Origin of the sequence: Geodermatophilus maliterrae (assembly GCF_041018925.1) — a bacterium.
GTDB lineage: Bacteria > Actinomycetota > Actinomycetes > Mycobacteriales > Geodermatophilaceae > Geodermatophilus > Geodermatophilus maliterrae.
In genome coordinates, this window is record NZ_JBFNXQ010000125.1 from 1 (window position 1) to 13,428 (window position 13,428).

The following is a 13,428-nucleotide window of genomic DNA, read 5'->3' on the forward strand; positions in this document are numbered from 1 at the left end:
GCCCGGCGCCCGGCCCGGCGCCCGGCCCGTCGTCCGCGCCCCGGCCGGCCACCGTCGTCCAGCCGGCGACGCCCGGTCCCCAGGGCGCGCCCGTCCCGCCGGTGCCCGCGGACGCCCCGCTCGCCCCGGGCGAGGCCGGTCCGCACGCGACCGGACCGGTGACCGCCCGCCCGCCGGCTCCGCGTCCCCGCCGCCGCGACCCGCTCACGCGGATGGGCCCCTGGGCGCCGGCCGCCGGGGCGTTCCTCGGGCTGGTCGCCGGGCTGGTCGCCGTCCTGCTGCTGGCCGGGCGCGCCGACGCCTTCGGCGAGGGACTGGCGCTGGTCTTCCTCGTCATCGGGCTGACCATGCTCGGCGCGGCCGCCGCGCTGCTGGCCGACGAGGTGCGGCTGGTGCGCCGGGGCGCCCGCGAGGCGAGCATCCGGCCGGCCTGGGTGGAGGCCACCGCGGGGCTGATCAACGGGCTCACCCCGGCCCGGCTGCTGCTGGGCAGCAGCGCCTTCGTGCTCTTCCTCGCCGCCTACGTCGGCCGCTGAGCCGCGCGAGCGCTCACTGCCCGCGGGCGTCCTCGCGCAGGTCGGCGGGGTCGAGCCGGCCGGTGACGATGTCGTCGGCGACGTCGTCGACCACCCGGCCGGTGGCGAAGGCGTGCGCGCGCAGCACGGCGAGGGTGTTGACGACGTCCATGCCGAGCGCGACCGTCGCGACGCCGGTGGCCTGCCACACCCGGCTGCGGCGCCGGGCGGCGGGGGAGTCCCACCACCGGGCGGCGCCGTCGTCGGACGGCACCGCTCCGGAGGCGCGCACCAGCTCCTCGGTCAGCGTGACCACGACCGCCTCGACGTCGTCGCGCGGGACCTGGGTCAGCGTGTCGAGCTCACGGGCGTAGAGGTCGACGATCACCGTGGGGCCCAGGGGCGGCGCCAGCGGCACCGAGAAGACCGCGCGGTAGGGCGTCTCGCCGAGCAGCGAGCCGTGCAGGTCGGGCCAGTTGCGGGCGATGTCGTCGAGGTCGAAGACGATGGCGCTGCCGGTGTCGTGCGCGCGCAGGCAGGGACCGTCACCGGCGGTGAACTGCAGCTGCTCGGCGTGCGCGGTGTCGTGGTCGCTGGCGCCGATCGGCGTCCGCAGCCCGGCTCCCTCGTGGATGCTCAGCGCGGCGCCGTCCACCCCGACCGCGTGCGCGCAGGCCCGGGACAGCCGGGAGGGCACCATCTCGGGACCGTCCTCACCCGGCGGCGCGGGCTCGCGCAGCGCCTCGAGGAACCGTCCCGCTGCATCGCTCGTCTCCACCGTCGCCTTCCCTCGTCCCGTCGTCGTCCCGCTGCTCGTCCGGTGACGGACAGGGCAACAGCCTGGCCCTTTGCGCCCGCGAGCACCACACCGGGTCAGGCGTAGGCCTGCACGGCCAGCACGACGGCGAGCCCGAGTCCGGCCAGGGCGATGAGCCGGCGCAGTGCCGTCTGCGGCGCCCGGCGGACCACCCGGGGGCCCAGCCGGCCCCCGACGAGACAGCCCAGCGCCAGCGGCAGGGCCGCGCTCCAGGCCACCGGGGACAGCACTGCGAAGCCGACCGCGGCCACCGCGTTGGCGGTGCCGAGGACGACGTTCTTGACCGCGTTGCCGCGCGGCAGGCCCTCGCCGGTGCCCAGCAGCACGAGGGCCAGGAGGAGGACGCCGGCCGCGGCGCCGAAGTAGCCGCCGTAGACGGCCACCACGGCGATGCCCGGCGCCAGCCACCACGGGTCGCGCCGCCCGCGCGGACGCCGGCCCTCGGCGGCCAGCTCGGCCGGCGGGCGCTGCAGGAGGATGGCCAGCGCCGCCCCGCCGATCAGCCACGGCACCACCCGCTCGAAGGCCGCGGCCGGGGTGAGCAGGAGCAGCGCGGCGCCCGCCGCCCCGCCGAGGACGCCTGCGGCCACCAGCGGGGCCAGCCGCCGGCCCTGCCCGGCCAGCTCCGGCCGGGAGGCGCTGATCGAGCCGACGCTGGTGAGCACCAGGGACACCGTGTTGGTCACGTTCGCCGTCACCGGTGGCAGACCGGTGGCCAGCAGCGCCGGGTAGCTGACCAGCGAGGCGAGCCCGGCGACGCTGCCGGCCAGCCCCGCGCCCACGCCGGCGAGGACGAGCAGGCCCCACTCGAGCGTGCTCACCGGGTCACCAGCACGCCGATGGCGACGCAGCCGAGCACGACGATCGCCGTCCGCAGCACGGCCGCGGGCAGCCGCCGGCCGTAGCGGGCGCCGACCGTGCCCCCCACCACCGAGCCCGCGGCCACCAGCGCGGCCGCGGTCCAGTCGACCCGGTCGGTGGCGACGACGACGTAGGCGAGCGCGGCGACCGCGTTGACCGTCGACGTCAGCACGTTCTTGATCGCGTTGAGCCGCTGCAGCGGCTCGGCGAGCAGCAGCCCGAACAGGCCGATCTGCAGCACGCCCTGGCTGGCAGCGAAGTAGCCGCCGTAGGTGCCGGTGGCGTAGGCGGCGCCGACCAGGCCGGTCAGCCGCCACCCGCGCGGCCGGGGCGCCGACGTGCCGGCCGCGGTGCGGCGGGCGGCCAGCCGGCGCGAGAGCAGCGGCTGGACGGCGACCAGCACGACGGCCAGCCCGACCAGCGCGGGCACGACCGCCTCGAACGCCGCGGCGGGCAGGTGCAGCAGCAGGACCGCGCCGCTGAGCGCGCCGAGCGCCGAGGCCGGCAGCAGCCGCAGCACCAGGCCGCGCTGCCCGGCCAGCTCCCGCCGGTAGCCCACCGCGCCGCTGACGCTGCCCGGCACCAGGCCCAGCGTGTTGGTCACCGTGGCGGTCACCGGTGGCAGGCCGGTGGCCAGCAGCACCGGGAAGGTCACCAGCGTCCCCGAGCCGACGACGGCGTTGATCGAGCCCGCGGCCAGCCCCGCAGCGGCGACCGCGAGCATCTCCAGCACGGTCATGCGGTCATCGCCGTCGAGCGTGGCACGCCGCTCCTCACGCCAGGTGCACGGGGCCGGGACGGCGACCGTGGTGGGATCGGCGGCGTGGACCCGTCGACCGCGCGGCCGCCCATCCGCCTCCTGCGCGTCCCCTTCGACTCCGGCCACGCCGGCGTCCGCACGGGCGCGGGGCCGACGGCGCTGTCGGCAGCCGGGGCCGCCGACCGGCTGCGCGGGCGCGGGCACCCGGTCACCGAGCAGGCTCTGGAGCCGTCCGGCGGCTGGCGCTGAGCTGACGACCGCGTTCGCGCTGTCCCGGCTCGTCGCCGAGGCCGTGGCCGGGACACCCGGGACGGTGCCCGTGCTGCTGTCGGGCAACTGCAACACCACGCTCGGTGTCCTCGCGGGCCTGCGTGCCTCCGGCCGGCGCGTCGGGCTGCTGTGGCTGGACGCTCACGGTGACTTCAACACCCCCGAGGAGGACACCGGGGGCTTCCTCGACGGTCAGGGCCTGGCCATCGCCGTCGGCCGCTGCTGGACCGCGCTGGCCGCCGGCATCCCCGGCTTCGCGCCGCTGTCCGAGCGCGACGTGGTCCTGGCCGGTGCCCGCGACCTCACGCCGGCCCAGCAGCGGACCCTGCGCGCGTCGGACGTCACCTGGCTGCGCCCGGCGCAGGTGCGGGACGCCGCAGCGGTCGAGGCCGCACTCGACGGTCTGGTGGGCCGGGTCGACGTCGTGCACTGGCACGTCGACCTGGACGTGTACGACCCGTCGATCGCCCCGGCCAACGACTACGCCGCGCCCGGCGGTCTCACGGTCGGCGAGGTGCTCGACCTGCTCGAGCGGACCGCGGCCCGGCTCCCGGTCGTCTCCGCGACCCTGGCCTCCTACGACCCCGCCCACGACCCGGTCGGGCGGCTGCGGGCCACGGCCCTGGACCTACTGGAGCAGGTCGCCGCCCGGGCCGCGCCGGTCGGTCGAGCGCCGTGACCCGCTCCACCGGTCCGCCGTCGGGCCGGTGCCGCCGGGTCAGGAGTCCTTGCGGCCGACGCCGTGCACGCGCAGCACGACCGCGCCCTCCTCGTCGGACGCCGCCAGGTCGACCTCGGCGTCGATGCCCCAGTCGTGGTCGCCGGCCGGGTCGTCGAGGACCTGCCGCACCCGCCAGACGCCGGGCGTGCCCCTGTCCCAGACGAGCAGCGCCGGGCCGCGGGCGTCGGCGCCGGTGCCCACCTCGTCGTGCTCGTCGAAGTAGGCCCGGACCACCTCGCCCCAGCGCTCGGCGTCCCAGCCCGAGCCGGCGTCGAGCTCGCCCAGGTCGTACCAGCGGCGGCGGGCCCACAGCTGCACGCGCTGGAACAGCGCGTTGCGCACCATCGCGGTGAACGCCCGCTCGTTGCCGGTGAGCGGCCGCGGCCGGGCCGGGACGGCGACCGGCTCGTCCAGCGGTGAGTCCGGGCTGGTCAGCTGCTCCCACTCGTCGAGCAGCGAGGAGTCGACCTGCCGCACCAGCTCGCCGAGCCACTCGACCAGGTCGGTGACCTCGTCGGTGCGCGCGGCGGTGGGCACCCCGTTGCGCAGTGCCTTGACCGCGTCGGAGAGGTAGCGCAGGACGGCGCCCTCCGCGCGGGTCAGACCGTAGGTGGCGACGAACTCCTTGAACGTCATCGCCCGCTCCCACATCTCGCGGACGATCGACTTGGGGGACAGGTGCGCGTCGGCGGCCCAGGGGTTGCTCTGCACGTAGACGGCGAAGGCGTGCTCGAGCAGCTCCGCCAGCGGCTTCGGGTAGGTGACGTCCTCGAGCAGCTCGATCCGCTCGTCGTACTCGATGCCCTCGGCCTTCATCTGTGCCACGGCCTCCCCGCGCGCCTTGTTCAGCTGCGCGGCGAGCACCTGCCGCGGGTCGTCGAGGGTGGCCTCCAGGACGCTGACGACGTCGAGGGCGAACTGATGCGGATCCTGGGCGGACGAGGCCGGGTCGAGCAGGTCGATCGCGGCCAGCGCGAACGTCGACAGCGGCTGGTTGAGCGCGAAGTCCGGCGGCAGGTCGACCGTCAGGCGGTGCCGCCGTCCGTCGGGCTCGGGCTCCTCGAGGCGCTCCAGGACGCCGGCCTGCAGCAGCGACCGGGCGATGCCGATCGCCTCGCGGACGTGCCTGAGCTGGCGCTTGCGGGGCTCGTGGTTGTCGGTGAGCAGGTGCCGCATGGCGGCGAACGGGTCACCGGGCCGGGCGACGACGTTGAGCACCATGCCGGTGGTGACGTGGAAGTGGCTGGTCAGCGACTCGGGCTCGGCGTCGACCAGGCGCTTCATGGTCGCCTCCGACCACGGCACCATGCCCTCGGGCGCCTTCTTGCGGACCAGCTTGCGGCGCTTCTTCGGGTCGTCGGCGACCTTGGCGAACTGCCGGAGGTTCTCCACCTCGTGCTCGGGCGCCTGGACGACGACGGTGCCCGCCGTGTCGTAGCCCGCGCGGCCGGCCCGCCCGGCGATCTGGTGGAACTCGCGGGCGTTGAGCAGCCGGGTGCGCGAGCCGTCGTACTTCGACAGCGCGGAGAACGCGACGGTGCGGATCGGCACGTTGATGCCGACGCCCAGGGTGTCGGTGCCGCAGATGACCTTGAGCAGCCCGGCCTGCGCCAGCTGCTCGACCAGCCGGCGGTACTTGGGCAGCATCCCGGCGTGGTGGACGCCGATCCCGTGGCGCACCAGCCGCGACAGCGTCGTCCCGAAGGCCGAGGAGAACCGGAACCCGCCGATGGTCTCGGCGATCGCCGCCTTCTCCTCCTTGCTGCACACGTTGACGCTCATCAGCGCCTGCGCCCGCTCCAGCGCCGCGGCCTGGGTGAAGTGGACGACGTAGACCGGCGCCTGCCGGGTGTCGAGCAGCTCCTGGATGGTCTCGTGCGCCGGCGTCGTCGCGTAGTAGTGGTGCAGCGGTACCGGGCGCTGCGCGGAGGCGACCAGCGCGGTGGGCCGGCCGGTGCGGCGGGAGAGGTCCTCGCGCAGCCAGGACGTGTCGCCGAGGGTGGCGCTCATCAGCAGGAACTGTGCCCTGGGCAGCTCCAGCAGCGGCACCTGCCAGGCCCACCCGCGGTCGGGGTCGCCGTAGAAGTGGAACTCGTCCATGACGACCAGGCCGATGTCGGCGTCGGCGCCCTCGCGCAGCGCGACGTTGGCCAGCACCTCCGCCGTGCAGGCGATGACGGGGGCGCCGGCGTTGACGCTGGCGTCCCCGGTGAGCATGCCGACGTTGGCCGCGCCGAAGACGCCGCACAGCGCGAAGAACTTCTCGCTGACCAGGGCCTTGATCGGGGCGGTGTAGAAGCTGCGCCGGCCGCCGGCCAGTGCGGCGTACTGCGCGCCGGTGGCCACCAGCGACTTGCCCGAGCCGGTCGGCGTCGCCAGGACGACGTTCGCGCCGCTGACCAGCTCGATCAGTGCCTCCTCCTGCGCCGGGTACAGCGGCGTGCCGCCGTCGGCGGCCCACGCGGCGAAGGACGTGAACAGCTCGTCGGGGTCGGCACCGCCGGCCCGCAGCGCGGAGAGGTCGCCGGGGTCGTCGAGCAGGGGCAGGGGCGCGGTCGCGGTCATCGTGCGGTCCAGCGTGCCCGACCCGCGCGACCTTCCCGCCGCCGGGACACCGGGACGGCTCCGGTCACGATCCGGTCACGACCCCTCCGGTGAGGGAGGCCACCTGCCGACCTACAGTGCAAGGTGAACGGCAGGTGAACGAGAGGTGGCTGCACGATGCGCGTCGAGGAACGTCCGCTGGTCCGCTGGATCCCCGTCGTCGACCGGGACGGTCGCCGGCACATGGAGATGCGCTGGGCCCTGCCCACGGTGGCCGAGGCGCCGCAGGCCCCGCGGGCGGCCTGACCCGACCGTCCCGATGCCGGCGGTCGGGCCGGTTCCGCAGAGAGGGAGCCGGGTAGGCGGGACGGCGACGCGGCACGGGGGGAGAACACCCCCTGCCGCCGCGCGCACCCGACCTGAGGAGAGCCCGTGTCGTCACCCCGCCCCGAGTCCCAGCCCGAGCAGCAGCAGACCCCGCCCGGGACGCTGGGGGAGATGGACCCCAAGCCCGACCACGGGGAGGAGACCTACCGCGGCTCCGGGAAGCTGACCGGCAAGGCCGCCGTCGTCACCGGCGGCGACAGCGGCATCGGCCGCGCCGTCGCGATCGCCTTCGCCCGCGAGGGCGCCGACGTCCTGATCTCCTACCTGTCCGAGCACGAGGACGCCGAGGACACCGCGAAGTACGTGCGCGAGGCCGGCCGGAAGTGCGTCCTGGTCCCCGGGGACATCTCCGACCGGGCGCACGCGAAGACGATCATCCCCAAGGCGGTCGAGGAGTTCGGCAAGGTCGACGTCCTGGTGAACAACGCCGCCTTCCAGATGTCGCACGACACGCTGGAGGAGGTCCCGGACGAGGAGTGGGACCACACCGTCGCCACCAACCTGACGGCGATGTTCACCCTCTGCAAGGACGCCATCCCGCACATGCCCTCGGGTGGGTCGATCATCAACTCCTCGTCGGTGAACTCCGACATGCCGAGCCCCAGCCTGGCGCCGTACGCGATGACCAAGGCCGGCATCGCCAACTTCACCGCCAGCCTCGCGCAGATGTACGCGGAGAAGGGCATCCGGGCCAACAGCGTCGCGCCCGGCCCGGTGTGGACGCCGCTGATCCCCGCGACCATGCCCGAGGAGAAGGTGGCCAGCTTCGGTCAGCAGGTGCCGATGGGCCGGGCAGCGCAGCCGGCCGAGCTCGCGCCGGTCTACGTGCTGCTGGCCAGCGACGAGGCCTCCTACGTCTCCGGCGCGCGGGTCGCCGTCACCGGGGGCAACCCGATCCTCTGAGGTGCCGCGATGATCAGGGAACCTGATCCCAGCGCGTCCTCCCCGGCGGTGCACGATCAGGGAGGACGCGCGACGATCAGGTCCCCTGATCCCCGCGAGGCGTGCCCCGGTCAGGCCGGGGTCTGCGAGGTGACCCGCACCGGGTCGGTCCACGGGGTGGCCGTGCCGTCCTCGCCGACCGCCCGCACGTGGTAGGTCAGGCCCGCGGCGTCGGAGAGCTGGATCTCGCGGTTGAACAGCCCCTGGTCGGCCGGGTTCACGCCGGTGGCGACCTCGAGGTCGACGCACCCGTCCGGGAGCACCTCGAGCTCCGGTGAGGCCCCTTCCGGTGTGACCAGCCGCGCCTCCCAGCGGGCCACTGGGGTCGCGGAGCCTTCCGCCGGGGCGAAGCAGGCCCGCCAGGTGGTGGTCCAGCTGATCCGCCCGTCCTCTGCGGGGACGACGGCGTCCTCGAGCGTCGCCGACACCAGGCGCACCGGCTCGCCGGCCACGGAGGGCTCGGCCGGTGCCGACGAGGTGGTCGGGGAGGTGCTCGGGGAGGTGTTCGGGGAGGCCGTCCCCGACGAGGTCGCCGTGGACGTGCACCCGGCGAGCGCCACGGCCAGCGTGAGGAACGCGGCCGCGACGCCCGCCGGGCGCTCGGGGGTCAGTCGCACGTCACCACTCGACGCTGCCGAACTCCTCGCCGTTGAGGATGATCACGCGGTCGGGGACGACCGTGCCCGGCGCCAGGTCGGTGCCGACCACGGCGCTGCGCTCGCCGATCGTGGCCCCTTCACCGATGGTGCTGCGGAAGACGACGGCCTCGTCCTCGAGGGTCACGCCGTCCTCGATGACGGTCGGCTCCTCGGGCTGGCCGGCGACCACGACACGGCCACCGCCGTGGGCGATGACGCCCGCGCCGTAGGTCACGTCGTCGCCGACGACGAGGTCGGTGTCCTCCAGCGCGTGGAAGATCACGTCGTCGCCCATGCCCTCGACGTGGCCGACGGAGAAGTCCTCGCCCTCGTCGGCGCGCAGCGAGATGTCGTCACCGGCGACGTCGTCGAAGTGGCTGAAGGGATCGGCGAAGTCGACCTCGCCGATGACCCGGTTGCGGTGGCCCGGCACGGCCAGGTCCTCACCGGCGAAGTCCGGCAGGTCGCGCTCGGGGTTGAACTCCGTGCCGCCGGGGTCGAGGTTCACGCCGTAGAGGGCGTCGGGGTCCTCGCGGTACAGCTCGGTGTACTCGTGCGCGAAGGCGATGTTGACCTCGATGACGGCCTCGTTGAAGGCGACGTCGGCCTCGTTGATCAGGCGCACCTTGCCCAGCGCCGGGTCGTCGGCCTCGGCCTGCGTGGTGACGTCCTTGCCCGGCAGGACCAGCCGGCCACTGTGCAGGGTGATCCCGGGGCCGACCCGGCCCAGCGCCGAGATGCCGGTGTTCCGCTCGAGGACGGCGCCGTCGACCTGGCTGCCGAACGAGAGGAAGACCTCCTGGTCGTCGTCGGGGTCGGCCGGGATGTCGCTGCCGTCCACGCCGATCCGGGCCGGGCCGATCACCGAGGAGCCGTGCGCGAGGATGACGCGCTCGGCGATCTCGATCCCGCCCTCGGCAGCCTCCGCCCCGCCGTCCTGCGGACCCTCGACCAGCTCGCGCGACGCGATGACGGCGACGTTGTCCTGGATGTTGGTCTCCGGGCCCACGGAGATCGGCGCCTCCTCCGAGGCGACCAGCTGGGCGAAGGGGCCGATGTAGACCTGCTCGGCCAGCGTCACGTGCCCGCCACCGACGACCTCGGCCGACGGGTCCAGGAAGCTGGCGGTCTCCGCCGGGGCGTCGGCCGGGCAGACGGGGACGTCGGCCCCCGAGGGGGAGCAGCCCTCGGCCTCCACCGGGTCGCCACCCGCCGGGTCGCCCGGAGGACCGTTGTCCGCCGCGGCGGACGACGGTGTCAGCGGGCCCAGTGCCATGACGGTGGCGGCGGCGGTCGTGAGGATCGTTCTGCGCATCGGAGCGGCCGTCCTTTCCTCGCGGGGGACGCGCGCGGGTGTGCGACGCTCGTCCTGCGGGAGCGTGCCGGGGCGTCACCCGTTCGGGCGAACAGCAGGGCCTGCGGAGCCGGCCGGACCGCGCGTGGCGGTGACGCGCTGTCAGAGGCCGTGGTGGTCCAGGTCACGTCGCCCGACCCGGTTCCTCGACCGTGCGGGCGAGCGCGGCGATGCCGGCCGGCCCGACGCGGCAGCAGCCACCGACCAACCGCGCCCCGGCCGTCGTCCATCCCCGGACGGCGGCGGGGTCGACCCCACCGGTCCCCGTCCAGCGCCGGCCGTCGGCGTCCCAGCCCTCGCCGCTGTTCGGGTAGGCCACCAGGGGCGTCCCGGCCGCCGCGGCGGCGGCCAGCGCCGGGCCCACCCGCGCCGGGTCGGTGCAGTTGACGCCGACGGCCACCACGGCCCCGACGCCGCGGGCCATGGCGAACACGTCGGCGGCCGGCTCGCCGCGCCGGGTGCGCGCGACCCCCGCCTCGTCGACGACGGTGGTCAGCGACAGCCACACCGGGACGCCGAGCACCTCGGCCTCGGCCAGCAGCGCCGCGGCCTCCGCGGCGGCGGGCACCGTCTCGCAGGCCAGGACGTCGGCGCCGGCCTCGGCCAGCGTGGCCATCCGCGGCCGGTGGAAGGCCCGCAGCTCGGCGACCGTGAGGCCGCCGCCGGCGCGTCCCGTCCAGCCGGGGTCGGTGTAGGCGCCGGTGTACTCCGAGCCGTCGGCGAGCGCCGCGCCGTAGGGCCCGACAGATCCGGCCACCCAGCCGCCGGGGGCGCCCCGCCGTGCCAGCTCCACCGAGCGGGCCACCAGCGCCAGCGCCTCGTCCCGGTCGACCCCGGCGGCGCCGAAGCCCTCGACGGTGGCCTGGTAGCTCGCCGTCGTCGCCACCTGGGCTCCGGCGGCGGCGAAGGCGGCGTGCGCGGCCACGACGGCGTCGGGCTCGTCCCGCAGCAGCCGGGCCGACCACAGCGCCGAGGACACGTCGTGCCCGCGGGCCTCCAGCTCGGTGGACAGCCCGCCGTCGAGGACGACGGGACCGGCGGCGAGGGCGTCGGCGAGGGTCGTCAGCACGCCGTCCATCCTCCCGGCCGTCCTGCGGGCGCACCGCCGGGCCCGCAGGATCCACGGCGTGGTGTTCATCTGGAGCAGCAACTGGAGGCCGCGCCGCCGCCGCCGCGGGTACGGCCCTCGCCCCGGCCTGCGGTACGGGTACGGCCGCCAGTACCTCCCGCCGCCGGGCTACGGGTACCGGCGGCACCGCCGCGACGACCGCGACGGCGGCTGCCTGCGCGACCTGCTGTTCCTCAACACCGGCTGCTGCCTGGCCAACGCCATCGGCTGCGGCGTGGACGGGCTGTTCCTCGTGCCGACGACGGTGCGGCACGTGCACGCCGCCGGCACCGGGACGCGCGGCGCGCGGGTGGCCGAGCGGATGGTCGCCGCCGTCCGCGTCTACCAGCGCGAGGTCAGCCCGGAGCGGCCGCCGTGCTGCTCGTTCACCCCGACCTGCTCGGCCTACGCCGTGGAAGCCGTCGAGCAGCACGGTGCCCGGCGGGGCGGCTGGCTGGCCCTGCGCCGGCTGCTCCGCTGCCGGCCGGGCGCGGCCGGCGGTGCCGACCCGGTGCCCGCCGCGGCCTGACCCCGCTCAGCGGGCCGGCCGGTACCGGTTGACCAGGACACCGGTGGTGGTGGGCACGGACTCGACCAGCTCCCACCGCAGCTGCGCGCCGGGCGGGAAGAGGGTGCGGCCGGCGCCCACCACCACCGGCGCGACGGCCAGCACCAGCTCCTCGACCAGCCCGGCCGGCAGCAGCGTGGCCAGCAGGTCGGGGCTGCCCAGCACGGTGAGGTCGAGGTCGGTCGTGGCCTTGAGCTCGGCCACCGTCGTCGCGGCGTCGCCGGCGAGCAGCGTGGAGTTGGCCCAGCCGGCGGCGTAGCCGGGGTCGCGGGAGACGACGTACTTCGGCTTGGCGTCCAGCACCGGGCCGAAGGGGTTGTCGGTGGTCCCGGCCCAGGCGGCGCGCAGGCTCTCGTAGGTGCGGCGGCCGAGCAGCATGCCGCCGTCGGCCTGCATGCCCCGGCCCATGACCTCGCCGAGGACGGCGTCGGGGTAGGGGGCGAACCAGCCGCCGCGGTCGAAGCCGCCGCGGGTGTCCTCGTCCGGACCGGCCGGGCCCTGCGCGACGCCGTCCAGGCTGACGTTCTCGACTGCGGTGATGGTGGCCACGGGAACTCCTCGCCTCGACGGGTTGCTACGGAAGAAGTAGTAGTCACTACGGGAGTCGTAGCGCAAGGGGGTAGGCTCGGCCGCGTGTCCGACCGGCGCAGCTACGACGACCCCTGCGGGGTGGCCCGCGCCCTCGACGTGGTGGGGGAGCGCTGGGCGCTGCTCGTCGTCCGAGAGCTGCTGCTCGGCCCCAAGCGCTACACCGAACTCGCCCGCGGCCTGCCCGGCAGCAGCCCGACCGTGCTCAGCCAGCGGCTGCGCGACCTCGAGACGGCCGGCATCGTGCGCCGGTCGACCGCCGGACCGCCGGGCGGCGGCCGGGTCTACGAGCTCACGCCTCGCGGGGACGACCTCGAGGACGTGCTCGTCGCCCTGGGCCGCTGGGGCTCGCGGACGGTGCAGAGGTCGGCCGGGGACCTCAGCACCGACGCCTTCGTGCTCGCGCTGCGCACCACCGCCGACCCGGCGCGGCTGGCCGGCTGGTCGGCGCGGCTGGAGCTGCGCGTGGAGGACCCGGCCGGCCCCGACCGGGTCGCGCTCACCGTCGACGGTGGGCGGCTGAGCGCCGTCCGGGGGACGGCGGGGTCCCCGGACGCCGTCCTCGCCGGGCCGCCGGCGGTGCTGCGCGCGGTCGCCTTCGGCCGCCGGTCGCTGGACGCGGCGCTCGACGACGGCGCGGTGCGGGTCGAGGGCGACGGCGCGGCGGTGCGTCGGCTGCTGGCCGCCGTCGTCCCGCCGGTCCCGGCCTGAGCGACACTGGGGCCGTGCCCGCCGCCGACGACGCCGCCGGTGACCTCCCGGTCACCGGCTCCCTCGTCGTGCCCGCCACCGCGCTGGCGTGGCGGTTCTCCCGCTCGTCCGGGCCCGGCGGGCAGGGCGTGAACACCGCCGACTCGCGGGTCGAGCTCTCCGTTCCGCCGCTGGCCCTGCCCGGGCTGACCGACGCCCAGCGGGCCCGGCTGGCCGAGCGGCTGGGGTCCCGACTGGTCGACGGCGTCCTGACGGTGGCGGCCAGTGAGCACCGCCAGCAGCTGCGCAACCGGCAGGCCGCTCGCGAGCGGCTGGCCGCGGTGCTGCGCGCCGCGCTGGCCCCACCGGCGCCGGCCCGGCGCCGCACCAAGCCGACGCGGGGCTCGCAGGAGCGGCGGATCGCGGCCAAGAAGCGCCGCGGCGAGCTCAAGCGCCGCCGCGGCAGCTGGGACTAGAGCTCCGGCATCGGCACGCCGGGCGGCCGCACGACCACCCACAGCGGCAGCTGGCCGTCGGCCGAGCGGGTCGCCTGCACCACCTCGAAACCCAGGCCGCGGGTGAAGCGCACGACCGCCCAGGCCGGCGCGACCAGCGCCGCGGGCACGCCGTCGGTGTCACAGCGGCGCAGCACCGGCGCCAGCACC

The 13,428-nt window shown here is 76.0% G+C and carries 16 protein-coding genes and 1 pseudogene; 8 read left to right on the plus strand and 9 right to left on the minus strand.

Translation table 11 applies throughout. From position 1 onward, the window contains the following. Positions 1-536: hypothetical protein (locus ABQ292_RS23805; RefSeq protein ID WP_369210190.1), on the plus strand; the 536-nt coding region annotated here is incomplete at its 5' end. A 13-nt stretch (positions 537-549) separates the two neighbouring features. Here the strand turns inward: ABQ292_RS23805 and ABQ292_RS23810 are convergent. From ABQ292_RS23810 to ABQ292_RS23820, 3 genes are all read right to left on the minus strand, one after another. Next, a complete protein-coding gene (locus ABQ292_RS23810; RefSeq protein ID WP_369210191.1) occupies positions 550-1,293 on the minus strand; it encodes a hypothetical protein in 744 nt (247 codons plus the stop codon). A gap of 95 nt (positions 1,294-1,388) precedes the next feature. Continuing rightward, a complete protein-coding gene (locus tag ABQ292_RS23815) occupies positions 1,389-2,153 on the minus strand; it encodes a sulfite exporter TauE/SafE family protein (protein ID WP_369210192.1) in 765 nt (254 codons plus the stop codon). Then, positions 2,150-2,932: a sulfite exporter TauE/SafE family protein gene (locus ABQ292_RS23820; RefSeq protein ID WP_369210193.1), complete on the minus strand. Its 783-nt coding sequence runs from the start codon at positions 2,930-2,932 to the stop codon at positions 2,150-2,152. The genes ABQ292_RS23815 and ABQ292_RS23820 overlap by 4 nt, the downstream gene beginning before the upstream one ends. An 84-nt stretch (positions 2,933-3,016) precedes the next feature. Here ABQ292_RS23820 and ABQ292_RS23825 point away from each other — a divergent pair, with 84 nt between their 5' ends. Beyond that, positions 3,017-3,202, plus strand: coding sequence for a hypothetical protein (locus tag ABQ292_RS23825; protein WP_369210194.1), 186 nt, complete (start codon positions 3,017-3,019; stop codon positions 3,200-3,202). Between the two features lie 43 nt (positions 3,203-3,245). Further along, positions 3,246-3,902: an arginase family protein gene (locus ABQ292_RS23830; protein ID WP_369210195.1), complete on the plus strand. Its 657-nt coding sequence runs from the start codon at positions 3,246-3,248 to the stop codon at positions 3,900-3,902. A 39-nt stretch (positions 3,903-3,941) separates the two neighbouring features. On the opposite strand, the gene ABQ292_RS23835 is transcribed toward ABQ292_RS23830, so the two are convergent. Then, the gene (locus tag ABQ292_RS23835; RefSeq protein ID WP_369210196.1) at positions 3,942-6,509 is read right to left on the minus strand and encodes a DEAD/DEAH box helicase; all 2,568 of its coding nucleotides are present in this window, start codon (positions 6,507-6,509) and stop codon (positions 3,942-3,944) included. 156 nt (positions 6,510-6,665) lie between these two features. On the opposite strand from ABQ292_RS23835, the gene ABQ292_RS23840 reads away from it, so the two are divergent. Next, on the plus strand, positions 6,666-6,794 hold the full coding sequence (locus ABQ292_RS23840) for a hypothetical protein (protein WP_369210197.1): 129 nt from the start codon (positions 6,666-6,668) through the stop codon (positions 6,792-6,794). Positions 6,795-6,920: 126 nt separating this feature from the next. Then, on the plus strand, positions 6,921-7,778 hold the full coding sequence (locus ABQ292_RS23845; protein ID WP_369210198.1) for an SDR family oxidoreductase: 858 nt from the start codon (positions 6,921-6,923) through the stop codon (positions 7,776-7,778). 110 nt (positions 7,779-7,888) lie between these two features. On the opposite strand, the gene ABQ292_RS23850 is transcribed toward ABQ292_RS23845, so the two are convergent. From ABQ292_RS23850 to mmuM, 3 genes are all read right to left on the minus strand, one after another. Next, entirely contained in the window at positions 7,889-8,434 is a 546-nt protein-coding gene (locus ABQ292_RS23850; RefSeq protein WP_369210199.1) for a hypothetical protein, read from the minus strand. Between the two features lies 1 nt (position 8,435). Next, on the minus strand, positions 8,436-9,770 hold the full coding sequence (locus ABQ292_RS23855; protein ID WP_369210200.1) for an LbetaH domain-containing protein: 1,335 nt from the start codon (positions 9,768-9,770) through the stop codon (positions 8,436-8,438). 163 nt (positions 9,771-9,933) lie between these two features. Next, positions 9,934-10,887, minus strand: a complete 954-nt coding sequence (mmuM, locus tag ABQ292_RS23860) for a homocysteine S-methyltransferase (RefSeq protein ID WP_369210201.1) — start codon at positions 10,885-10,887, stop codon at positions 9,934-9,936. A gap of 49 nt (positions 10,888-10,936) precedes the next feature. On the opposite strand from mmuM, the gene yidD reads away from it, so the two are divergent. Beyond that, a complete protein-coding gene (gene yidD / locus ABQ292_RS23865; protein ID WP_369210202.1) occupies positions 10,937-11,446 on the plus strand; it encodes a membrane protein insertion efficiency factor YidD in 510 nt (169 codons plus the stop codon). A 6-nt stretch (positions 11,447-11,452) separates the two neighbouring features. Here the strand turns inward: yidD and ABQ292_RS23870 are convergent, their stop codons facing one another. Continuing rightward, positions 11,453-12,034 carry a dihydrofolate reductase family protein gene (locus ABQ292_RS23870; protein ID WP_369210203.1) on the minus strand — a complete coding sequence of 194 codons (582 nt, stop codon included), beginning with the start codon at positions 12,032-12,034 and terminating at the stop codon, positions 11,453-11,455. Positions 12,035-12,118: 84 nt separating this feature from the next. Between ABQ292_RS23870 and ABQ292_RS23875 the strand changes: the two genes are divergently transcribed. Then, on the plus strand, positions 12,119-12,784 hold the full coding sequence (locus tag ABQ292_RS23875; protein WP_369210204.1) for a winged helix-turn-helix transcriptional regulator: 666 nt from the start codon (positions 12,119-12,121) through the stop codon (positions 12,782-12,784). 14 nt (positions 12,785-12,798) lie between these two features. Further along, on the plus strand, positions 12,799-13,239 hold the full coding sequence (gene arfB / locus ABQ292_RS23880; protein ID WP_369210205.1) for an alternative ribosome rescue aminoacyl-tRNA hydrolase ArfB: 441 nt from the start codon (positions 12,799-12,801) through the stop codon (positions 13,237-13,239). On the opposite strand, the pseudogene ABQ292_RS23885 reads toward arfB, so the two are convergent. Then, positions 13,236-13,428: pseudogene (locus ABQ292_RS23885) on the minus strand (hypothetical protein); the annotation flags it as partial. The gene arfB and the pseudogene ABQ292_RS23885 overlap by 4 nt on opposite strands.